We start from the raw sequence: 21,360 nt of genomic DNA, 5'->3' as shown, positions 1-21,360 counted from the left end.
CGCATCGTCCCACGGAGAGGCGCGATGCCTGCCCTGCTCAGCCAACACCCCCTGTTCGCCGCCCCGGCGCTGCTGTTGATCGACCTGCTGCTCTGGCGCCTGCTCGGCATGGCCCATCCGCACTGGCGCCTGACCGCGCGCGTGCTCTGCTTCCTGCTGTTCAGCCTGCTGCTGTTCAACGCCGGAATGAACCCGCTGGGCGCCGCGCCCTGGCCCGATGACCTGCCCAGCCACATGGTCGCCACCGGCGTGCAGATCATCTGGTGGCTGTTCGCGGCGCGCTGCCTGACCGTGGTGCTCGGCTTCCTCCTGGTGCAACGCGTCGGCCATGCCGGGCGGCTGCTGCAGGATGTGGTCGGCGCTCTGATCTTCCTCATCGCCAGCATCGCCGCCGCCGGCTATGTGCTGGAACTGCCGGTGAAGGGGCTGCTGGCCACCTCCGGGGTGGTCGCCATCGTCCTCGGCCTGGCCTTGCAGAGCACGCTGAGCGACGTCTTCTCCGGCATCGTGCTCAACACCACCAAGCCGTACCAGCTGGACGACTGGATCTCCATCGACGGCATCGAAGGCAAGGTCACCGAGATCGACTGGCGCTCCACCTACCTGCAGACCGCCCAGGGCACGCTGGCGGTGGTGCCCAATTCCCTGGCGGCCAAGGCCAAGCTGCTCAACCTCAGCCGGCCGGCGAACCTCTGCGGATTGAGCCTGAGCCTGACCCTCAGCCCACGGGTGCGCCCGCGCAAGGCCATCGAAGCGCTGGAGCGCGCCCTGGGCGGTTGCCGCACGCTGCTGGCCAACCCGGCGCCGACGGTGAGCGTGCGCAAGTCCGACCCCGATGGCGTGGAATACGAACTCAACGGCTTCGTCGCCGCCATGGGCGAGAAGCGCGAGGCGCGCAACCAGCTCTACGACCTGGCCTTCCGTCATCTGCAGGCGGCCGGCATCGAGCTGCTCAGCGAAGTCGATATTCCCACCCGCGAGCACGCCTCCCGCGCCCGCGCGCTGCTGGTGCGCTCCGGCCTGTTCGATGCCCTGGCCGACGCCGAACGCGACGAGCTGGCGGCCACCATGCAGCGCCGCCCCTTCAAGTCCGGCGAGGTGCTGCTGGCGGCCGGCGACGTCAGCGACCAATTGCTGATCATCGACACCGGGGTGGTCAGCGTGACCCTGCCCCACGGCGGGCAAACCCTCGAAGCCGGCCGCATGGGGCCGGGCGAGGTGATCGGCGAAGCTGGCGTGCTCACCGGCTCCGCCTGGCAGGTGCAGTTCACCGCCTTGAGCGATGGCGCGGTCTATCGCCTCGACAAGGCCGTGCTGGCGCCCTGCCTGGAAGCGCGCCAGGAGATCGCCGAAGCCATGACCCGGCTGCTCGATTTCCGCCAGAAGGCCAGCGCCGCCCTGCTGGTGGAGCAACCCGTGGCGGCACCCCAGCGTGGCCTGGTGGCCTGGCTGAAACAGTATGCCGGGCGCCGCTACAAGACCTGAGTCGTACTGGCCTCGGTGCGGATGGGGGAGCAAGATGGAGCCCCGCCCACCGCGCCGAGGTCCGCCATGCCGATCGACAAGAGCACCGACACGCGCTCGCTGTTCACCGCCCAGTCCGACGCCTACCGCGCCAACCGCCCGACCTACGACCCGGCCTTCTTCGCCTGGCTGGCCCAGGCCGCGCCCGGCAAGGCGCGCGCCTGGGACTGCGGTTGCGGCTCGGGCCAGGCCACCCTGGACCTGGCGCAGCACTTCGGCTCGGTCGTCGCCACCGACATCAACGCCGCGCAACTGGACAAGGCACCGCGCCTGCCCAACGTCGACTACCGCTGCGAACCGGCGGAGCACACCTCGCTGGAGCCGGCCAGCGTCGACCTCACCCTGGTCGCCCAGGCCCTGCACTGGTTCGACGTGCCGCGCTTCTACGAGGAAGTGCGCCGCGTCTCCCGGCCCGGTGCGCTGCTGGCGGTGGTCTCCTACAACCTGCTGAACATCACCCCGGAACTCGATGCCCTGGTGCGCCACCTCTACCACGATGTCGTCGGCCCCTACTGGGCGCCCGAGCGCAAGCACGTGGAGAGCGGCTACGAAACCATCGCCTTCCCCTTCGAGCGGGTGCCTTCCCCGGCCTTTGCCCTGGAAGCGACCTGGGACCTGTCGCGCCTGCTGGGTTACTTCGACAGCTGGTCCGCCATCGCCAGCTACCGCGCCGCGACCGGGCTGGACCCGGTGGCGCCGTTGCGCGAGCGGTTCGCCCAGGCCTGGGGCGACACGCCGGAGCGTGCCGTGAGCTGGCCGCTGACCATCAAGCTCGGTCGCATCGACTGAGGCCGGTTTCGCGCAGGCAGGCCAGCGGCACCCAGCCCGACTCGCCGCCGGCCCGGCTGCACCAGCGCCAGCCGCCCAGTTCCCGGCCGCCCTCCAGCCGCTCACCGAGCTCGACATCGAGTTCGCGAGCGGTGTAATCCTCCGTCGCGACTCCAGCGCCCGGAGCCGTCAAGCGGAAGACCTGCGCCGGCACCCAGCCATCCTTCTGCCCGGCCGTCGAACAGAAGTACCAGTCCTGCCAGACCGCCTCTCCTTCATAGCGCTCGCCTACCGCCAGTGCGGCGCCTTTGGCGAAGGTGATCGGCTCGGGATACTCGCTGCGGTGGGGTTGGATGACCTCGTACTGCATGGGCATGTTCCGGACTCCATGGAAACGCCGAGGATAACGCTCAGAGCGCGTCGTGGAAGATCACCCCAAGGGTGTAGCGCTCGCCGCTGTGCAGGCGGCTGACGCCGTGGCGCAGGTTCACCCGGTGGTAGCCACGCACGCCGCGCACCGGCCGCTGGGCCACGGCGAACACCACGGCATCGCCCTGCCGCAGCGGCACCACCTCCACCCGCGACTGCATGCGCGGGCGCTGTTCGGTGAGGACGAACTCGCCCCCCTCGAACTCCTCGCCGGGCCGGGCCGGGACAGCAGGATCGCCACCTGCAACGGGAAGGCCAGTTCGCCGTAGAGATCCTGGTGCAGGCAGTTGTAGTCACCGGTGCCGTAACGCAGCAGCAAGGGCGTCGGGCGCAACTGGCCGGCCGCGTGGCACCGGGCGAGGAATTCGGCGTGTGTTTCCGGATAGCTGATCCCGGTTTCCATGCGTTCGTGCCAGGTATTGGCGATGCTCCGCAGCGGCGGGTAGAAGGCCTCGCGAAGCGCCTGCACCCGCTCAGGCAAGGGATAGGCGAAGTAACGGTACTCGCCCTGGCCGAAATTGTGCCGGGCCATCACCACGCGGCTGCGGAACGCTTTGTCCTGCTCGTAGAGGGCACGCAATGCCTCGCATTGGGCCGTGCCGAGCAGGCCGGGAATCAGCGCCTGGCCGTTGGCGTCGAGTTGCGCGGCCAGGGCCGGCCAGTCCAGTTCGGCGATCTGTCGTGCGGGAGCGGTCATGCTTGTACTCCAGTCGGTCGAGTCAGCAGTCTAGGCCCGCGCCTTCGTCGCCGTTTGCCGCGGCTGACTTTCAAAGTCGCGTTAAGATGACTGCTCCGATGAATCACCCGACGCCCGCCATGAGCCTCGACGACCAGACCCTGCGCGATATTTCCCGGCTGACCCTGGAGCACTACCAGGCCACCGCCGATGCCTTCCGCGAAGGCACCTGGGAGCACGATGTCAGCCAGAACATCGCCGCCCTGCTGCGCAATATCCAGGCCGAACCGCCCTTCGCCCTGCTCGACTTCGGCTGCGGCCCCGGCCGCGACCTGTGCGTATTCCGCTCCATGGGGCACCAGCCGGTCGGGCTCGACGGCTGCCCGAACTTCGTCGCCATGGCCCACCAGGCCAGCGGCTGCGAGGTCTGGCAGCAGGACTTCCTCGTCCTCGACCTGCCCGCCGAGCGCTTCGATGGCATCTACGCCAATGCCAGCCTGTTCCATGTGCCGCGCCAGGAGCTGCCGCGCGTGCTCGGCCAACTGCACGCCGCGCTCAAGCCGGGCGGCGTGTTGTTCGCCTCCAACCCGCGCGGCGAGAACGCCGAGGGCTGGAACGGCCCGCGCTACGGTTCCTATCATGATTGGGAGAACTGGAAGCAACTGCTGGAGGCGGCAGGTTTTGCGGAGCTGGAGCACTACTACCGGCCGGCGGGGCTGCCGCGGGAGCAGCAGCCGTGGTTGGCGAGTGTGTGGCGGCGGGTTTAGCCGCCGGGCTGTTCGCGGGCATGACCCGCTCCTACATGAAGTTCTGCGCGAGGGTCTGCCCTCACCCTAACCCTCTCCCAAGGGGAGAGGGGACCGTTCGGTGCAGGATGAAACGTTGGCGTCAGTTGGCACGATCTGCCCCCTCTCCCTGAGGGAGAGGGCTGGGGTGAGGGGAAAAGCACAGGCACGGATTTATCCGGGACAAGACAGTTGCTCCTACAGGGGAACACGATCCCCGCAGGAGCGAACTGCGCCCTCTCGGATCAGCCCTTCGCCGCCCACGCATTGAACCGCTGCTCCAGATCCTCCCCGTGATCCACCCAGAACGCGAAGTTCACCGGCACCGCCTGCTCCAGGTTCGCCGGAGCGGTGTTCAGGCGCTCCACCAGGGCAGGGTCAAGCAACGCGGTGGTACCCAGGTTGACCGAGCCATAGCCCAGCTTCACGGTGTGGATCTTCTGCTGCTCGGGCTTGAGCGAGAAGGCGATGAAATCCTCGGCCGCCTTCTTGTTCGGGCTGCCCTTGGGAATCGCCCAGGAGTCGATGGCGTACAGGCTGCCATTCCACACCACCTTCATCGGCGCGCCCTCCTCCTGGGCGGCAAACACGCGGCCGTTGTAGGCGGTGCTCATCACCACGTCACCGCTGGCGAGGAATTGCATCGGCTGCGCGCCGGACTCCCACCACTGGATCGACGGCTTGATCTGGTCGAGCTTCCTGAACGCGCGGTCCACGCCCTCCTTCGTCGCCAGCACCTTGTACAGGTCTTCCTTCTTCACCCCATCGGCCAGCAGGGCGATTTCCAGGGTGTACTTGGCGCCCTTGCGCAGCGAGCGCTTGCCGGGGAATTTCTGCGTGTCCCAGAAATCCGTCCAGCCGGTCGGGCCGTTGGGCAGGCGCTTGGCGTCGTAGGCCATGGCCATCGACCACACCAGCAGGCCGGCGCCGCAGTCGGAAACGGTGCCCGGCACGTAGTCCGCGGTCTTCCCCAGCATCGCCGGATCGAGCGGCTCGAACAGGCCTTCGTCGCAGCCGCGCAGCAGCTCCGGGCCCTCAACCTGCACCACGTCCCAGTTGACGCTGCCGGTGTCGACCATGGCCTTGATCTTGCCCATCTCGCCGTTGTACTCGCCGGCGATCACCTTCATCCCCTCGACCTTCTCGAAGGGTTTGTAGAAGGCTTCGGTCTGCACGTCCTTGCTGGTGCCGCCGAAGGAGATCACGGTCAGGTCCGCGGCCATGGCGCCGGACGCCAAGCCCATGAGCAGGGCTCCCAGAATCGGGTTCTTCATTTCCACCTCTTGGCTTTGTTGTTGGCAGATGGTTAAAGCACGCAGGCGCCCGGCCTCTTCGGGCCGGGGCACGGTATCAGGGGTCAGGTGCGATAGACGGCCTCACCGTCCTCGATCAGGCGCAATGCCGATTCCCAGGCCAGCAGGTGCAGGCCGTCGGCCAGCGCTTCCTCTTCCTGCACGGCGACGCGCTCGCACACCGCCTGCGGCGGGTAGCGCAGCTGGCGGCCGCCGGCCAGGGCCTGGATCTGCGCCTGGCAGGCGCGTTCGAGGAAGTAGATCTGGTTGAAGGCTTCGGCGATGCAGCGCCCGGTGGCCAGCAGGCCGTGGTTGCGCAGGATCATCGCCATGTGGCCCCCCAGGTCGCGCACCAGGCGGGAGCGCTCGTCCGGGTCCAGGGCGATGCCTTCGTAGTCGTGGTAACCCAGGCGGTTGTAGAACTTCAGAGCATGCTGGCTGATCGGCAGCAGGCCGTCTTCCTGGGCGGACACGGCGATGCCGGCGGCGGTGTGGGTGTGGATCACGCAGGCCACGTCTTCGCGGGCGGCGTGCACGGCGGAATGGATGTTGAAGCCGGCACGGTTGACGCTGCTGGGGCCGAAGCGCGGATCGATGACGTCACCGGCGTGGTCGACCTTCACCAGGTCGGAAGCGCGCATTTCGTGGAACAGCACGCCGTAGCGGTTGATCAGGTAGTGCCCCGGCTCGCCCGGCACCCGCGCGGAGATGTGGGTGTCGATGTGGTCGGTCCAGCGGAAGTGCGCGATCAGCCGGTACAGCGCGGCGAGGTCGCAACGCGCCTGCCACTCTTCAGCGGAAATACTGGACGGATCGATGTTGTAAGCTGTGTCACGCATGGCGATTCCTTGTTATCAGGCCGGTGCGGCGTACCGCCGCATCACGCCGTCGATAGTGCTGGCCAGCGCCACGGCGCACCATGCACAGGAGCAATGGACCGCCTGCAGTGCTGTTATGGTCGAACGACCTGTACAGAATCTCTCCTCCTACTCTCGGACCTTCGGATGCTGTTGCTCGATCCCACCTCGGACATTCCCCTGGTCACCCAGATCGTCGACGGTATCGCCCAGGCCATCGACGAGCAGCGCCTGCGTCCCGGCGCCAAGCTGCCCTCGATCCGCAAGTTCGCCCAGGCCAACGGCGTCAGCCACTTCACCGTGGTCGAGGCCTATGACCGGCTGGTGGCGCGCGGCTGCCTGAATGCGGTGCCCAATGCCGGCTTCTTCGTGCGCGGCCAGGTGGCCGAGGAAAGCGCCGGCAGCGAGGCGCCGCCGGAGTTCGACTTCGACGCCCACCTGCTGCTGCACAAGGTGTTCCAGCCGCTGGGCATGGAGCTGCGCCCCGGCGTCGGCCTGCTGCCCGAGCACTGGCTCGATGGCGAAGGCCTGCTGCGCGGGCTGCGCAGCCTGGCGCGGGAAGAGCCCACGCAGTTTGGCAACTACGGCCACAGCAAGGGCAACCCGAAGCTGCGCGGCAAGCTGGCCGACCGCCTGGCCGATGCCGGCGTGGCCGCAAGCCCCGAGCAGATCCTGCTCACCGCCGGCGCCAGCCAGGCGCTGGACCTGACCGTGCGCTACCTGGTGCAGCGCGGCGACCCGGTGCTGGTGGACGAGCCCGGTTACCACAACCTGTTCCTCAACCTGCGCCTGCAAGGCGCGCAGCTGCTGGGCGTGCCGCGCAGCGCCGACGGCCTGGACCTGGACCGCCTGGAGCAACTGGCCCGCGAGCACCGGCCCAAGGTCTATTTCACCCAGGCGCGGCTGCAGAGCCCCACCGGCGGCAGCCTTTCCCTGGCGGCCAGCCACCGCCTGCTGCAATTGGCGGAGAAGTACGATTTCCTCATCGTCGAGAACGATATCTACGCCGAGCTCGATCCCGCCGGGCAAATGCTGCTGGCCAACCTCGACCAGCTGGCGCGGGTGATCTACATCGGCAGCCTGTCGAAAGTCATCGCCCCTGCGTTGCGCACCGGCTTCATCGCCGCCCACCCGGAACTGATCGAGGAGCTGGTGCCGCTGAAGATGGTCAGCGGCCTGACCAGCTCGGAACTCACCGAGACACTGGCGTTGGACATCCTTCTGCAAGGCCGGCACCGCAAGCATGTGAAGCAGCTGCGCGACCAGCTCAGCGAGGCCCACGACAGCGTCGCGCGGCGGCTGGAGACGGCGGGCCTGGAAATCTTCCACGAGCCCCGCGCCGGGCTATTCCTCTGGGCCCGGCATCGCGCGGTGGACGATGCCACCCTGCTCGCCGGGCGGGCCAAGGAGGCGAAGATCCTGCTGTTCCCCGGACAGCTGTTCATGCCGGACGGGCGCAGCGTGCCGTGGATGCGCTTCAACGTCGCGCATTCGCTGGATGAGCGGCTTTACGCGTTTCTCTCCCAGCAGGACACGGCTGCCCCGTAGGGCGTATCGGCGTACAACCGCGAACGGTTGTACGCCCTGCGAAAACCCTCTCATCGGTCTGTCGGATATCGCCAGCGGCCGCGCCAGCCCTTAGACTTGCCGCCTATCAGTCACCGCCAGCTAGAGATCACTATGGGCGCTCAGTGGAAAGCCAAACATAAAGAAGCCGCAGCCAACGCCAAGGGCCGCATCTTCGGCAAACTGTCCAAGGAAATCATGATCGCCGCGCGTAACGGCGCCGATCCGGACATGAACCCGAAACTGCGCCTGGTCGTCGAGCAGGCCAAGAAGGCCTCGATGCCCCGCGACACCCTGGAGCGCGCCATCAAGAAAGGCGCCGGCCTGCTGGACGGCGGCGCCAGCTTCGAGCGCGTGGTCTACGAAGGCTTCGCACCGCACCGCGTGCCAGTGATCGTCGAGTGCCTGACCGACAACGTGAACCGCACCGTCGCGGAAATCCGCGTGCTGTTCCGCAAGGGCCAGCTGGGTGCTTCCGGCTCGGTGGCCTGGGACTTCGATTACCTGGGCATGGTCGAGGCCACCCCGGCCAGCGCCGACGCCGACCCGGAACTGGCCGCCATCGAAGCCGGCGCCCAGGACTTCGAGCCGGGCGAGGAAGATGGTGACACCCTGTTCCTCACCGACTCCACCGACCTGGACGCCGTGTGCCGCGCCTTGCCGGAGCACGGTTTCACCGTCGCCTCGGCCAAGCTGGGCTACAAGGCCAAAAACCCGGTCAGCCTGTCCGGCGCCGAACTGGAAGAAGTCGAAGCCTTCCTCGATGCGCTGGATGGCAACGACGACGTGCAGAACCTTTACGTCGGTCTGGCGTAACGCAAAAAGGGCGGCCAATGGGCCGCCCTTTTTCTTTGAGGGTCACGCCTTTACAGGGTGCCCCTTCCCATCAGCGCATCCTGGCTCCCCTCCGCCTTCTCCCGCAGGAAATCCCAGGTAGTGCGCATCCGCGCGATGTCCTTGAGCTCGGTGGGCATCAGCATCCAGAAGGTCCGCACGAACTCGATCTCCCCCGCCAGCACGGGCTGCAGCGACGGATCTTCGCTCGCCGAGAAGGCCGGCAGAATCGCCAGTCCCGCGCCCTCCGCCACCGCCCGCTGCTGGGCCAGGATGCTGGTGCAGCGCAGCGCCATGTGCAGCGGCCGGCCGATTTCGTCGAGGTATTGCAGCTCCTTGCTGTACAACAGGTCGTCGACGTAGCCCACCAGCGCGTGCTCGCGCAGGTCGTCGCGGTTGCGGATCGGCCCGCGCTCGGCCAGGTAGTCCTTCGAGGCGTAGAGCCGCAACACGTAGTCGGTCAGCCGGGTGATCAGGTACGGGCCGCGCCCTGGCCGCTCCAGGGTGATCACGATGTCCGCCTCGTGGCGCGACAGCTGCAACGCGCGCGGCACCGCCAGCAGGTCCACGCCCAGGTGCGGGTGGCGCCGGTTCAGCTCCACCAGTTGCGAGGTCAGCAGGGTCGAACCGTAGCCCTCGGTAGCGCCGATGCGCACCTTGCCGGAGAGATTGTCCTCCGCCCCCGCCAGGCGCTTCTCGATCACCTTGCAGGCGCTTTCCATCGCCTCGGCTTGAGGCAGCAGGCCGTGGCCGGCCTCGGTCAGCCGGTAGCCACCCGGCTCGCGCACCAACAGTTGCGCGCCAATACTCTTCTCCAGCGCCTGCAGGCGGCGGGCAACCGTGGTGTGGTCCACGCCCAGGCGCCGGGCGGCGACAGTGAGCTTGCCGGCACGGGAGAGTTCGAGGAAGAAACGCAGGTTATCCCAATCCATGATCGCCCCACTCTGCGGCAGTTGTGCAAAAACGCAGACCATACTTGCACATCACCGCATTGAGAACATCAAAAATGCACTGTTAGGATCGGTTCAGACAACAAGAAAGCCACAGGCTGGGAGAATCCCGATGACCGCAACTGCCGTCCCTACCGTCAAACTCTTCCTCGACGGCAAGCCCGTCGAGTCCACCACCTCTGAATGGCGCGATGTGATCAACCCCGCCACCCAGGAAGTCCTCGCCCGTGTGCCCTTCGCCACCGCCGAGGAAGTCGACCGCGCCGTGGCCAGCGCCAAGGCCGCGTTCAAGACCTGGAAGAAGACGCCCATCGGCACCCGCGCGCGCATCTTCCTCAAGTACCAGCAGCTGATCCGCGAGAACATGAAAGAACTGGCGGCGATCCTCACCGCCGAACAGGGCAAGACCCTGCCGGACGCCGAAGGCGACGTATTCCGCGGCCTGGAAGTGGTCGAGCATGCGGCCGGCATCGGCAACCTGCAGCTGGGCGAGCTGGCCAACAACGTGGCCGGCGGCGTGGATACCTTTACCATCCTGCAGCCCATCGGCGTTTGCGCCGGCATCACTCCCTTCAACTTCCCGGCGATGATTCCGCTGTGGATGTTCCCGATGGCGATCGCCACCGGCAACACCTTCGTCCTCAAGCCCTCCGAGCAGGACCCGATGGTGACCATGCGCCTGGTCGAGCTGGCCCATGAGGCCGGCGTGCCGCCCGGGGTGCTCAACGTGATCCATGGTGGCCCGGACGTGGTGAACGCGATCTGCGACCACCCGGACATCAAGGCCGTCTCCTTCGTCGGCTCGACCCGCGTAGGCACCCACGTCTACAACCGAGCCTCCCAGGCCGGCAAGCGCGTGCAGTGCATGATGGGCGCGAAGAACCACGCCATCGTGCTGCCCGACGCCAACAAGGAGCAGACCCTCAACGCCATCGCCGGTGCCGCCTTCGGTGCAGCCGGGCAACGCTGCATGGCACTGTCGGTGGTCATCCTGGTGGGCGAGGCCAACGAATGGATTCCCGACCTGGTGGCCAAGGCCAAGAGCCTCAAGGTCAGCGGCGGCACCGAAGCCAATACCGATGTCGGCCCGCTGGTTTCCTGCGCGGCGCTGGATCGCGTCAGCGGCCTGATCGAACGCGGCACCCAGGAAGGTGCGAAGCTGGAGCTGGACGGCCGCAACCCGCAGGTGGCCGGCTACGCCAAGGGCAACTTCGTCGGCCCGACCCTGTTCTCCGGTGTCACCCCGCAGATGACCATCTACCGTGAGGAAATCTTCGGCCCGGTGCTCTGCGTGGTGTCGGCGAAGACCTTCGACGAGGCCATCGAACTGATCAACGCCAACCCCAACGGCAACGGCACCGCGCTGTTCACCCGCTCCGGCGCCGCCGCGCGGCACTTCAAGGAAGAGATCGACGTGGGCCAGGTCGGCATCAACGTGCCGATCCCGGTGCCGGTACCGATGTTCTCCTTCACCGGCTCGCGCGGTTCCAAGCTGGGCGACCTCGGCCCGTACGGCAAGCAGGTAGTGCAGTTCTACACCCAGACCAAGACCGTCACCGAGCGCTGGTTCGACGAGAACGAAGTCGGCGGCGCGGTGAATACCACCATCCACCTCAAGTAAGCCCTTCCCGCCCCAACCACCCCGGACGCCAGCCAGGATGCTGGCGGGCCGGGGCCTGTTTCCTGTCCGACCATCAGAACAAGAGGACAACCCCATGCGCATCGGCTTCATCGGACTCGGCAACATGGGCGGCCCCATGGCCGCCAACCTGCTCAAGGCCGGCTTCGACCTGAGCGTCTTCGACCTCTCCGCCAAGGCCGTGGCAGCGGCCGTCGCCCTCGGCGCCCGCGCGCTGGCATCGCCCGCTGACGTAGCCCGCGACGATGTCGAGGTGATCATCACCATGCTGCCCGCCGCCGCCCACGTGAAGCAGGTCTTCCTCGGCGACGACGGCCTGCTGGCCAACGTGCAGCCCGGCGTGCTGCTGATCGACTCGTCCACCATCGACCCGCTGAACGCCCGCGAGGTGTCCGCCGCCGCCCGCGCCCACGGCAACCCGATGCTGGATGCGCCGGTTTCCGGCGGCACCGCCGGCGCCGCGGCTGGCACCCTGACCTTCATGGTCGGTGGCGAGCAGGCCGACTTCGAGCGCGCCCGCCCGGTGCTGGCGGCCATGGGCAAGAACATCGTGCACTGCGGCGGCACCGGCAACGGCCAGGTGGCCAAGGTGGCGAACAACCTGCTGCTGGGCATTTCCATGATCGGCGTAGCGGAAGCCATGTCCCTGGGCGTGAAGCTGGGGATGGACGCGGAAGTGCTGGCCGGCATCATCAACACCTCCAGCGGCCGCTGCTGGAGCTCGGAGGTGAACAACCCGCTCACCGGCGCCCCGGCGGCGCGCGGCTACAGCGGCGGCTTCGGCACCGACCTGATGCTCAAGGACCTGGGCCTGGCCAGCGAAGCCGCTCGCCAGGTGCACCAGCCGGTATTGCTCGGGGCGCTGGCCCAGCAGCTGTTCCAGACCTTCAGCAACCAGGGCAACGGCCACCTGGACTTCTCGGCGATCGTGAAGCTGTACCAACAGGGCTGACCTGCAGGTCTTGTCGATGTGACGGAATGGAGCAGCAGCTTTTCGTAGGAGCGAGCTTGCTCGCGAACAGCCCCACAGCGAGGAGGTTCGCGAGCAAGCTCGCTCCTACAAGAGCTACTCGCTCAATACCCTTCTATCTCAGCTATCATGCCCGCTCCGCCGCTTCCGGATGCCGCCGCATGATCCTTCGCCCGCAAACCCCGACACTCTGGGTCCTGCTGTTCTCGCTCAAGGGTTCGATCATCCCGGCCATCTGGCGCAAGGTACTCTACACGGTGCTGCTCAGCTCGCTGGTGGTGGCCACCCACGGCACGCTCTACCACTACAAGGTGGTCATCACCTCCACGCCCTTCACCCTCTGGGGCCTGACGCTGGCCATCTTCCTGGGCTTTCGCAACAACGTGGCCTACCAGCGCTTCTGGGAGGCACGCACCCTGTGGGGCGAACTGCTGATCGTGACGCGCAACCTGGCCCGCCAGACCCGTTCGCTGCTGCCGGACCTCGACCCGGAAGCCCGCCGCCGCCTCTGTAACCCGCTGATCGCCTTTGCCTATGTGCTGCGCGACCAACTGCGCGGCAACCCGCAGAGCGAAGACGTGCGCCGCCTGCTCGGCACCGACGAAGCGGCCGCACTGGCCGCCACCGCCAGCCCGACCAACACGCTGCTGGCCAGCCTCGGCCAGCGTTTCGCCGAACGGGCCCGCGAAGCGGGTGCCGGCGACATCACCCTGGCCGCCATCGACCAGCAGATGACCCGGCTCTCCTACGTGCTCGGTGGCTGCGAACGAATCCGCAACACGCCGATTCCCTACCCCTACATCCTGATGCTGCACCGCATCGTGCACGTTTACTGCTTCCTGCTGCCATTCTGCCTGGTCGACAGCATCGGCTGGTTCACTCCGCTGGCGGTATGCGTGCTGGCCTACACCTTCTTCGGCCTGGACGCCCTGGGCGACCAGATTGCCGACCCGTTCGACACCCAACCCAACGATCTGCCGCTGGACGCCATGAGCCGCAACCTGGAAATCGCCGTGCTGGAAATCCTCGGCGAAACGTCCCTGCCCGAGCCGCTGAAGCCGGTGGACGGCCTGCTGCTCTGAGCCCAGCCCCGAGGACCACACCATGAGTCACCTGAAAGACGTGCCGCTGGCCAAGGCCTACCTGCTGCTCAACCATGGCCCGAGCACTATCGTCACCAGCGAACACGATGGCGTCGCCAACGTGATGGCCGCCGCCTGGGTCATGCCGCTGGACTTCGATCCGCCCAAACTGCTGCTGGTGCTCGACCGCAACACCTGGTCGCGTCACCTGGTGGAAGGCTCCGGGGCATTCGTCATCCAGCTGCCCTCGCGCCAGCAGGCGGAGCTGACCCTGGCGGTCGGCTCCAGCAACGGCGGCGAGATGAACAAGTTCGAGCAACTGGATCTCCGCACCTCGCGGGCACGCCACATCCAAGCGCCGATCGTCGACGGCTGCGTGGCCTATCTGGAATGCAAGGTGATCAGCGAGCCGAACAACCAGGAAAGGTACGACCTGTTCATCGCCGAGGTGGTGGCCGCCTACGCGGACGAGCGCGCCTTCTCCAACGGCCGCTGGCACTTCCCGAATGATGATCTGCGCACCATCCACTACCAGGCCGGCGGCGCCTTCTTCGCCACGGGCGAGGCCTTCCAGGTCGCGCGCGACTGAGCGTTCACGGCTATCGCAGTCAGCCCCGCCAGGCCGAATTGCAGACATAAAAAAGCCCGCTCGATGCGGGCTTTTTCATTGGGGAGCTAATCCTTTAGCTGGGATTCATACTCCCCCCGCGCTGGTGAAAAAATCGTGAAGACTTCAGTGCCAATTGCAACAAATTCCATCGCCCGACGAAGCGCCGTCAGCTCGAATAATCCAGCGCCGTCCAGACCCGACTGAGACCTCCGCTGATGCGGCAGGCGGACAGGTCCTGCTCATCGTCACCGGGCGTCAGACGCACCACGGAATCGCCTTCCGTCTCGGTCAGCCACTGCAGCCGGCCGCAATTGGGCGTGTCGATCACATAGCTGGCGGCGATGCTGGAGCGCGCCTTCGGCAAGCGAATGGCGTCATGCACGGTACCGCGCTCTTCGATGCGCTTGCCATCGGCGATCAGCACCGCCCAGGCCTCGCGCCCTTCGATGATCAGATAGGCGCCATTGGCCCTGGGCACGTCCATCGGCGGTTCCGCGCAGCCAGCCAGTACCGCCAGCATCCCGCACGCCATCAGTTTCCCCAGCATCGCTACACCCTCCTCATTCGTCGACGGACCCCGGACGCCATTTCGGCGCCGTGTGGGCTTTCCATGGATTCGGTCAGACAGCGAGGCAATAGTAATCACAAAATACTGTTCATGCATACAGTATTTTGAGAACATTCATTCAACGACGACGAAGGCGCGACGAGCCGGCGTCACGGAACGCCGCATAACGAGGGCCAGCCCCTCTCAAGGAGCAGAGCGATGGTGAGCATCCATCAGCTGAAGTACACCGTGAATCACATGGCCATCGATGAAGTGCGCGAAGCCGTCGAGGAGCTGCTCCTCGAAGGGCTGGTCACCGAAGGCAAGACCCCCTTCAGCCGCACGCACTTCAACGCCTGCTTCGCCGAGATCGAGGCGCTGCTGCAGCGCGCCGGCTACCACCGCCCGCTGGACGTGGTCGGCTACCAGGGACAGGCCTATGCGATGTTCGACCCCAGCCGCTGGGACGCCGTGGAGGTACTGCGCTGGCTCAAGGAATACGTCGAGGAGGCGGCGGCCAGCTGATCCTCCCATGTGAGCGTGCGCGGGAGCAGAAACTTGCGAAGCACCGGCCCGCGCACTAAGGTCCTTTGTGCTCCCGCTTCCCGAATCAAGGACGATTCCATGAGCGACTCATCGAATGCCGACAACTGGCGCTGGGCCTACCGCAAACTGCGCAGCTGGGACGTCGGCCGCATCAGCTCCGCCTTCCTTGCCACACTGTTCCACTGGCGCGGCGACACCGGGTTGTTCTACAGCCACGGTGGCCTGCGCAAATCCCGACTGACCCGCAACGACCAGAGCGACTGACCCGTCAGGGCCGCGTCAACGGGTACACCGTTCCATTGGGGTACTCGATGCTCTGCCGGATGCCCCCTCCGGATTGATCGATGATCACCGTGCTCGAACGCGACTCACCGTAGCCGCGCGGTACCTGCACGCCGCCGTATCCGTCATTGCGTTGCCAGCTCGACGAGCTGTCCACGCTGCCGCTGGCCCCCGGGCTGACATAGATGCGCTGGATCACCGGCGGCGATTGCTGCCACTGCGGCTGGGACGGAGATTGCCGCTGGTATTGGGGCTGGGGTTCTACGTGACCGGAGAACCGCTGCTGCGCCGGCGCTGACGTCGCCAGGGCGCAGCAGGCGATGAGCGCCAGGCTTCCGAGACTCTTCATGGGATGCTCCGGGGTAGCTGGAAAGGTTTCAGGATACCAACCCACCCCAGGGTTGTGCAGGCTAGGATTCCGAATGGAATAACAAAATTTAAGTTGTTTAATTTCATGTGGTTATGAATAAAACATAATACTTAACATGAAGATATCCCGCTGATTGCCGCCGCCACGACAGTACGAACCCACTCAACCAGCCTGCACCCACGTCCTGCGGGCTCCAGGCAGCTTTGCCATTCGATTGCCACGATTGGCAATTCTTTTTCAATCAGTAAGATGCAGCTACTTTCGTAAGGAATACCTCATGTTCCGACGCTGCCTTGCCCTGCTGCTGATTCTCGCCATTCCCGCCGTTGCCTCCGCCGCCGCACCGCGCACCTTCGAGGAAGCCAAGAAGATCGGCCGCAAGCTCTACGCCCGGCAGTCGGTGGAGTTCTATTGCGGCTGCCGCTACAGCGGCAACACGGTGGACCTCAAGAGCTGCGGCTATACCCCGCGCAAGAACGCCAAGCGCGCCTCGCGCATCGAGTGGGAGCACATCGTCCCGGCCTGGGTGATCGGCCACCAGCGCCAGTGCTGGCAGAGCGGCGGACGCAGCAACTGTTCGCGGCACGACCGCGTCTACCAGAAGGCGGAGGCCGACCTGTTCAACCTGGTGCCGAGCATCGGCGAGGTCAACGGCGACCGTAACAACTTCAGCTATGGCTGGCTGCCCAAGCAGCCCCCGCAATACGGCGCCTGCCCGATGGTGATCGACTTCAAGGCGAAGAAGGCCATGCCGCGTCCGCAGATCCGCGGGATGATCGCCCGTACCTACTTCTATATGAGCGACCGCTACGGCCTGAAACTGTCCAACCAGGACCGCCAACTGTTCACTGCCTGGAGCAAGCAGTACCCGGTGGAAACCTGGGAGCTTCAGCGCAACCAGATGGTCGGCTGCGTGATGGGCTGGGGCAATCCCTACGTGGGCCAGATCGATTCCAGCCGCTGCCCGCCGCCGCGCGTTGCCGGGCGCTGAAGCCAGGCGACAGCGCGCAGGTCCAGCAGTAGACTCCGACAGCCGTCCTCGTGACGAGCGCCCTATTTCCTGTCTGGAGTACGCAGCATGTCCCTCTCGATCTACCAGGCCTCCGTTCCCGTCTTCATCCGCATGCTCGGCAACCTCTCGGCGATCCTCGCCAAGGCCGCTGCCCATGCCGAAGCCAAGTCCATCGACCCTTCCGTCCTGATCAACGCCCGCCTCGCACCGGACATGTTCCCGCTGGCGCGCCAGGTGCAGATCGCCAGCGACTCCGCCAAGGGCGCAGGCGCACGCCTGGCCGGCGTCGAGGTGCCGAGCTTCGCCGACGAGGAAACCACCTTCGCCGAGCTGCAGGCACGGATCACCAAGACCGTCGACTTCCTCAAGACCCTGAAGCCCGAGCAGTTCGAAGGCGCTGAGAACCGCACCATCGAGCTGAAGCTGCGCGCCCGCGAGGTCAGCTTCAAGGGCTCCGACTTCCTGCTCGGCTTCGTCAACCCGAACTTCTATTTCCACATCACCACGGCCTACGACATCCTGCGCCACAACGGCGTGGAGGTCGGCAAGATGGATTACCTCGGCGGCGTATGACCGCCCGGGCGCCGGCCACGCCGGCGCCCTTCAGCCACGCGGCAGCGGCAGACTGGTGGTGGACTTGATCTCGGACAGGGCGACGATGGAGTTGATCTCCTGCACGCCCGGTACCTGGGACAGCTTCTCGAAGAAGAACCGCTCATACGCATCCACGTCCTCGGTGACGATACGCAGCATGAAATCCACCGCGCCCATCAGCACGTGACACTCGAGCACCTCGGGAAACTCGCCGATGGCCTGGGCGAAGTCGGTCAGATGATTACGCCCGTGGGCGTTGAGCTTCACCTGGGCGAATATCTGGGTGTTCAGGCCGATCTTCTTGCGATCCAGCAGGGTCACCTGCTTGCGGATCACACCCTCATCCTTCAACCGCTGAATCCGACGCCAGCACGGTGACTGCGACAGCCCGATGCGTTCGGCGATCTCAGCGGTGGACAGCGTCGCCTCCTCCTGCAGCAGGGCGAGGATCTTCTTGTCTTGGGCATCCAGGGCGACGAGCATTAATGAATCTCTGATTCATGACATGGAGAATCATTAATGCACAAAACCACTCAGGCATGCAGAAAACAGGCAAATAAATCCTCTGAGCAGCCCGCACAATCTTCTTCAACTTCCCCCCGAACGGCTGGCTGCCATGACCCTTCCCGCGCTCACCCTTCCCGACTTCCCTCTGGACCAGCAGGATCGCCCGGTTCCGACAGAAACCGCCGCCGACGTTCGCTACCTGATTCGCGCCGAGATAGACGCCGACGTCCTCTGCCGGCTGCTGAACCAGTTCGCGCTGCAGGGCCATGTGCCGATGGAGGTCGAAGCGGTGCGGCAGGAGGACTGGATGGATATCGCCCTGCGGGTGAACACCCTGCCCCGGTACCGGGCCGAAGTGATCGCCCAGCGCATGCGCGGAATGGTCAGCGTCTGCTCGGTCGACCTCCATGTCGATGAACCACGTACTGTCCGTTCAGCGACATAACCTGGCTCTCTGGCGTTAGCCGGCAAATCCCATCGTGACTAGAGTGCAAGCTACCCGCCCGCTTCCGTCGGGCGTGGTCACTCATACAACAACACGAGAGATGTGCCCATGGCTCGCCCACGCCTGCTTCCCGACAACTTCACCCTGGCGCTGATCGCCACCGTGACGGTCGCCAGCCTGCTGCCCTGCGAAGGCACGGCGGCAGTGATCTTCGGCTGGATCACCAACCTGGGCATCGCGCTGCTGTTCTTCCTCCACGGCGCCAAGCTGTCGCGCCAGGCGATCATCGCAGGCGCCACCCACTGGCGCCTGCACCTGCTGATATTCGCCTGCACCTTCATGCTTTTCCCAATCCTCGGCGTTGCGCTCAAGCCGCTGCTGTCGCCACTGGTCACTCCGGATCTTTACCTGGGCATGCTCTACCTGTGCGCCCTGCCCGCCACCGTGCAATCGGCAATCGCCTTCACCTCGCTGGCGCGCGGCAACATCCCGGCTGCAATCTGCAGCGCCTCCGCCTCCAGCCTGCTGGGCGTATTCGTCACTCCGCTGCTGGTGCAGTTGCTGCTCGGCACCCAGGGCGAGACCGGCATATCGACCCTCGACGCCATCGGCAAGATCACCCTGCAACTGCTGGTGCCCTTCATGGCCGGCCAATTGCTGCGTCCCTGGATCGGCGCCTGGGTCGACCGCCACAAGCCGGTGCTGCGCTACGTCGACCAGGGCTCGATCCTGCTGGTGGTCTACACCGCCTTCAGCGCCGCGGTGATCCAAGGGCTCTGGCACCAGATCCCGCTGCCCGCACTGGCCGGCCTGGCAGTCGCCTGCTGCGTGCTGCTGGCCCTGGTGCTGGTCGCCACCAACCTGCTAGGCCGCTACCTCGGCTTCTCCGTGGAAGACCGCATCACCATCGTCTTCTGCGGCTCGAAGAAGAGCCTGGCGACTGGCGTACCGATGGCCTCGGTGCTGTTCGCCAGCAGCAGCGTCGGCGTGGTCCTGCTGCCGCTGATGCTGTTCCACCAGATCCAGCTGATGGTCTGCGCGGTGCTTGCCCAGCGCTACTCTCAGCGCCAGGACACCGCCCATGCCCCGCTGGAGCGCGCCAACTGAAGGGGCATACTCAGGCCCACAAAAAAGCCGGTGCACTGCACCGGCTTTTTCGTTTCTGACGTGACGATCGGGATCAGGCGCCGACCGGTGTCCGCAGGGTGACGAACTCTTCGGCGGCCGTCGGGTGGATACCGATGGTTTCGTCGAAGATCCGCTTGGTCGCCCCGGCTTTCAGCGCAATGGCGATCCCCTGGAGGATTTCCCCAGCCTCGGGGCCGACCATGTGGCAGCCCAGCACCTTGTCGCTCTCGGCATCGACGATCAGCTTCATCAGGGTCCGCTCCTGGCACTCGGTCAGGGTCAGCTTCATCGGACGGAAGCGGCTTTCGAAGAGCTTCACCTTGTGGCCGGCGGCGCGGGCTTCATCCTCGGTAAGCCCGACGGTGCCGATGGTAGGCAGGCTGAACACGGCAGTGGGGATCAGCTTGTAGTCCACCGGACGATATTCCTCCGGACGGAACAGATGCCGCGCCACCGCCATGCCCTCGGCCAGTGCGACCGGGGTCAGCTGAACCTTGCCGATCACATCGCCGATGGCGTGTATGGAAGGCTCGCTGGTGCGATACGCCTCGTCCACCTTGATGAAGCCGCTCTCATCCAGCTCGACGGCAACGTTCTCCAGCCCAAGGTTATCCAGCATTGGCCGGCGGCCGGTGGCATAGAACACGCAATCCGCTTCCAGCACGCGCCCATCCTTGAGGGTGGCCAGCAGCGTGCCGTCAGCCTGCTTGTCGATCCGGGCGATATCGGCATTGAACTGCAGATCGAGGCCCTTCTTGGTCAGCTCGTCGCGCAGGTGCTCGCGCACGCTGCGGTCGAAGCCGCGCAGGAACAGGTCGCGGCGGTACAGCAAGGTCGTCCGGGCGCCCAGGCCGTGGAAGATCGAGGCGAACTCCACCGAGATATAACCGCCCCCCACCACCAGCACGCGGCGCGGCAGCTGCTCGAGGAAGAACGCCTCGTTGGAGGTAATGGCGTGCTCCTTGCCAGGGATATCCGGCAGTTGAGGCCAGCCGCCGGTGGCGAGCAGGATATGCTTGGCCGTGAACCGCTGCCCGTCGACCTCGACGGTGTGCGCATCGCGCAGTTGCGCATGGCCTTCCAGCAGCGTTACACCACTGTTGACCAGGAGATTGCGGTAAATGCCATTGAGGCGGTGGATCTCGCGGTTCTTGTTGGCGATCAGGGTCGGCCAATCGAATTTCGCGCCCTCGGCCGTCCAGCCGAAACCCGCGGCCTGCTCGAAGTCTTCATGGTAGTGAGCGCCATAGACCAGCAACTTCTTGGGCACGCAGCCGACGTTGACGCAGGTGCCGCCCAGGTAGCGACTCTCCGCGACGCCGACCCGCGCACCGAAGCCCGCGGCGAAACGCGCGGCGCGCACACCGCCGGAACCGGCGCCGATGACGAACAGGTCAAAATCGAAAGACATCATGCTTCTCCGCGTGGATATGCCAGGCAGCATACCTTATACGCCCTGACCTATCCTGCGAGGAACCGAAGGAGGTATTTCCATGCGACCGAGCCTGACCCACCTCGCCCTGCACGTTCCCGACCTGGACGCCTGCGTCGCCTTCTACGAGCGCTTCTGCGGCATGCGCATCATCCACCAGCGCGAGGGCAAGGGCTCGCGGATCGTCTGGATGGCCGAGCCAGGCAAGGAGCACAGCTTCATCTTCGTCATCATGCCCGGCGGCGAGGCACGCCACCTGGCCAGCGACGACTACAGCCACTTCGGCTTTGCCGTCGACAGCCACGCGGAAGTGGACCGGATCGCCCAGGAAGCGCAGGACGCGGGCTGCCTGATCTGGGCGCCACGGGAGGAGCCCTACCCGGTAGGCTACTACTGCGGCCTGCGCGACCCGGCCGGCAACTACGTCGAGTTCAGCTACGGGCAGCCGCTGGGCCCTGGTTCGGAGGCCATGCCGATCCCGCCCTCGATGTGAGGCTGCTCTCTCGAAGGCCGGA

Annotated in this window: 24 protein-coding genes and 1 pseudogene; 16 read left to right on the top strand and 9 right to left on the bottom strand. The window is 65.9% G+C overall.

Annotation, left to right across the window (positions count from 1 at the left end):
* Positions 1 to 24: 24 nt before the first annotated feature.
* Both ACNFBT_RS20140 and ACNFBT_RS20135 read left to right on the top strand, forming a co-directional pair.
* Positions 25 to 1,485 (top strand): mechanosensitive ion channel domain-containing protein, encoded by a 1,461-nt coding sequence (locus ACNFBT_RS20140; protein ID WP_416752342.1) that lies wholly within the window; start codon positions 25 to 27, stop codon positions 1,483 to 1,485.
* A gap of 66 nt (positions 1,486 to 1,551) precedes the next feature.
* Positions 1,552 to 2,313, top strand: a complete 762-nt coding sequence (locus ACNFBT_RS20135) for a class I SAM-dependent methyltransferase (RefSeq protein WP_416752339.1) — start codon at positions 1,552 to 1,554, stop codon at positions 2,311 to 2,313.
* Here the strand turns inward: ACNFBT_RS20135 and ACNFBT_RS20130 are convergent.
* Both ACNFBT_RS20130 and ACNFBT_RS20125 read right to left on the bottom strand, forming a co-directional pair.
* Complete coding sequence (locus tag ACNFBT_RS20130) at positions 2,291 to 2,662, bottom strand: SH3 domain-containing protein (protein WP_416752337.1); 372 nt, start codon at positions 2,660 to 2,662, stop codon at positions 2,291 to 2,293. The two genes, ACNFBT_RS20135 and ACNFBT_RS20130, sit on opposite strands and share 23 nt — an antisense overlap.
* A 40-nt stretch (positions 2,663 to 2,702) precedes the next feature.
* Positions 2,703 to 3,418 (bottom strand): annotated as a pseudogene (locus ACNFBT_RS20125) (2OG-Fe(II) oxygenase).
* Between the two features lie 119 nt (positions 3,419 to 3,537).
* On the opposite strand from ACNFBT_RS20125, the gene ACNFBT_RS20120 reads away from it, so the two are divergent.
* Positions 3,538 to 4,164: a class I SAM-dependent methyltransferase gene (locus tag ACNFBT_RS20120; RefSeq protein WP_416752662.1), complete on the top strand. Its 627-nt coding sequence runs from the start codon at positions 3,538 to 3,540 to the stop codon at positions 4,162 to 4,164.
* Between the two features lie 263 nt (positions 4,165 to 4,427).
* Here ACNFBT_RS20120 and ACNFBT_RS20115 read toward each other — a convergent pair whose 3' ends face one another.
* Complete coding sequence (locus ACNFBT_RS20115; protein WP_416752335.1) at positions 4,428 to 5,456, bottom strand: ABC transporter substrate-binding protein; 1,029 nt, start codon at positions 5,454 to 5,456, stop codon at positions 4,428 to 4,430.
* An 83-nt stretch (positions 5,457 to 5,539) separates the two neighbouring features.
* On the bottom strand, positions 5,540 to 6,313 hold the full coding sequence (locus ACNFBT_RS20110) for a class II aldolase/adducin family protein (protein ID WP_416752333.1): 774 nt from the start codon (positions 6,311 to 6,313) through the stop codon (positions 5,540 to 5,542).
* Between the two features lie 165 nt (positions 6,314 to 6,478).
* Between ACNFBT_RS20110 and ACNFBT_RS20105 the strand changes: the two genes are divergently transcribed.
* Entirely contained in the window at positions 6,479 to 7,879 is a 1,401-nt protein-coding gene (locus tag ACNFBT_RS20105; RefSeq protein WP_416752331.1) for a PLP-dependent aminotransferase family protein, read from the top strand.
* 132 nt (positions 7,880 to 8,011) lie between these two features.
* Positions 8,012 to 8,713: a YebC/PmpR family DNA-binding transcriptional regulator gene (locus tag ACNFBT_RS20100; protein ID WP_207883228.1), complete on the top strand. Its 702-nt coding sequence runs from the start codon at positions 8,012 to 8,014 to the stop codon at positions 8,711 to 8,713.
* A 50-nt stretch (positions 8,714 to 8,763) separates the two neighbouring features.
* Here ACNFBT_RS20100 and ACNFBT_RS20095 read toward each other — a convergent pair whose 3' ends face one another.
* Positions 8,764 to 9,663 carry a LysR family transcriptional regulator gene (locus ACNFBT_RS20095; protein ID WP_416752329.1) on the bottom strand — a complete coding sequence of 300 codons (900 nt, stop codon included), beginning with the start codon at positions 9,661 to 9,663 and terminating at the stop codon, positions 8,764 to 8,766.
* Positions 9,664 to 9,793: 130 nt separating this feature from the next.
* On the opposite strand from ACNFBT_RS20095, the gene ACNFBT_RS20090 reads away from it, so the two are divergent.
* From ACNFBT_RS20090 to ACNFBT_RS20075, 4 genes are all read left to right on the top strand, one after another.
* Positions 9,794 to 11,302, top strand: coding sequence for a CoA-acylating methylmalonate-semialdehyde dehydrogenase (locus ACNFBT_RS20090; RefSeq protein WP_416752327.1), 1,509 nt, complete (start codon positions 9,794 to 9,796; stop codon positions 11,300 to 11,302).
* 94 nt (positions 11,303 to 11,396) lie between these two features.
* Positions 11,397 to 12,272, top strand: coding sequence for a 3-hydroxyisobutyrate dehydrogenase (gene mmsB, locus ACNFBT_RS20085; protein WP_416752325.1), 876 nt, complete (start codon positions 11,397 to 11,399; stop codon positions 12,270 to 12,272).
* A gap of 179 nt (positions 12,273 to 12,451) precedes the next feature.
* Positions 12,452 to 13,372, top strand: coding sequence for a bestrophin family protein (locus ACNFBT_RS20080; protein ID WP_416752323.1), 921 nt, complete (start codon positions 12,452 to 12,454; stop codon positions 13,370 to 13,372).
* A gap of 22 nt (positions 13,373 to 13,394) precedes the next feature.
* On the top strand, positions 13,395 to 13,961 hold the full coding sequence (locus ACNFBT_RS20075) for a flavin reductase family protein (RefSeq protein ID WP_416752321.1): 567 nt from the start codon (positions 13,395 to 13,397) through the stop codon (positions 13,959 to 13,961).
* A 187-nt stretch (positions 13,962 to 14,148) separates the two neighbouring features.
* On the opposite strand, the gene ACNFBT_RS20070 is transcribed toward ACNFBT_RS20075, so the two are convergent.
* Positions 14,149 to 14,529, bottom strand: a complete 381-nt coding sequence (locus ACNFBT_RS20070) for a hypothetical protein (protein ID WP_416752319.1) — start codon at positions 14,527 to 14,529, stop codon at positions 14,149 to 14,151.
* Between the two features lie 219 nt (positions 14,530 to 14,748).
* On the opposite strand from ACNFBT_RS20070, the gene ACNFBT_RS20065 reads away from it, so the two are divergent.
* On the top strand, positions 14,749 to 15,054 hold the full coding sequence (locus tag ACNFBT_RS20065) for a transcriptional regulator (protein WP_275607523.1): 306 nt from the start codon (positions 14,749 to 14,751) through the stop codon (positions 15,052 to 15,054).
* A 99-nt stretch (positions 15,055 to 15,153) separates the two neighbouring features.
* Positions 15,154 to 15,339, top strand: a complete 186-nt coding sequence (locus ACNFBT_RS20060) for a hypothetical protein (protein WP_416752317.1) — start codon at positions 15,154 to 15,156, stop codon at positions 15,337 to 15,339.
* Positions 15,340 to 15,343: 4 nt separating this feature from the next.
* On the opposite strand, the gene ACNFBT_RS20055 is transcribed toward ACNFBT_RS20060, so the two are convergent.
* On the bottom strand, positions 15,344 to 15,706 hold the full coding sequence (locus ACNFBT_RS20055) for a hypothetical protein (protein WP_416752315.1): 363 nt from the start codon (positions 15,704 to 15,706) through the stop codon (positions 15,344 to 15,346).
* Positions 15,707 to 16,004: 298 nt separating this feature from the next.
* Between ACNFBT_RS20055 and ACNFBT_RS20050 the strand changes: the two genes are divergently transcribed.
* Positions 16,005 to 16,718 carry an endonuclease gene (locus tag ACNFBT_RS20050; protein ID WP_416752313.1) on the top strand — a complete coding sequence of 238 codons (714 nt, stop codon included), beginning with the start codon at positions 16,005 to 16,007 and terminating at the stop codon, positions 16,716 to 16,718.
* Between the two features lie 87 nt (positions 16,719 to 16,805).
* Positions 16,806 to 17,312, top strand: a complete 507-nt coding sequence (locus ACNFBT_RS20045) for a DUF1993 domain-containing protein (RefSeq protein WP_416752311.1) — start codon at positions 16,806 to 16,808, stop codon at positions 17,310 to 17,312.
* 30 nt (positions 17,313 to 17,342) lie between these two features.
* Here the strand turns inward: ACNFBT_RS20045 and ACNFBT_RS20040 are convergent, their stop codons facing one another.
* Positions 17,343 to 17,816 carry an Lrp/AsnC family transcriptional regulator gene (locus tag ACNFBT_RS20040; RefSeq protein WP_416752309.1) on the bottom strand — a complete coding sequence of 158 codons (474 nt, stop codon included), beginning with the start codon at positions 17,814 to 17,816 and terminating at the stop codon, positions 17,343 to 17,345.
* Between the two features lie 133 nt (positions 17,817 to 17,949).
* Here ACNFBT_RS20040 and ACNFBT_RS20035 point away from each other — a divergent pair, with 133 nt between their 5' ends.
* Both ACNFBT_RS20035 and ACNFBT_RS20030 read left to right on the top strand, forming a co-directional pair.
* The gene (locus ACNFBT_RS20035; RefSeq protein WP_416752307.1) at positions 17,950 to 18,285 is read left to right on the top strand and encodes a hypothetical protein; all 336 of its coding nucleotides are present in this window, start codon (positions 17,950 to 17,952) and stop codon (positions 18,283 to 18,285) included.
* Positions 18,286 to 18,393: 108 nt separating this feature from the next.
* Positions 18,394 to 19,392 carry a bile acid:sodium symporter family protein gene (locus tag ACNFBT_RS20030; protein WP_416752305.1) on the top strand — a complete coding sequence of 333 codons (999 nt, stop codon included), beginning with the start codon at positions 18,394 to 18,396 and terminating at the stop codon, positions 19,390 to 19,392.
* Between the two features lie 73 nt (positions 19,393 to 19,465).
* Here the strand turns inward: ACNFBT_RS20030 and gorA are convergent, their stop codons facing one another.
* Positions 19,466 to 20,824, bottom strand: coding sequence for a glutathione-disulfide reductase (gorA, locus tag ACNFBT_RS20025; RefSeq protein WP_416752303.1), 1,359 nt, complete (start codon positions 20,822 to 20,824; stop codon positions 19,466 to 19,468).
* 82 nt (positions 20,825 to 20,906) lie between these two features.
* Between gorA and ACNFBT_RS20020 the strand changes: the two genes are divergently transcribed.
* Complete coding sequence (locus tag ACNFBT_RS20020; RefSeq protein ID WP_416752301.1) at positions 20,907 to 21,338, top strand: VOC family protein; 432 nt, start codon at positions 20,907 to 20,909, stop codon at positions 21,336 to 21,338.
* Positions 21,339 to 21,360 lie beyond the last annotated feature (22 nt).

Origin of the sequence: Pseudomonas sp. NY15181 (assembly GCF_048068055.1) — a bacterium.
Classification (GTDB): domain Bacteria; phylum Pseudomonadota; class Gammaproteobacteria; order Pseudomonadales; family Pseudomonadaceae; genus Pseudomonas.
This window is presented reverse-complemented; position numbering and strand designations above follow the sequence as displayed.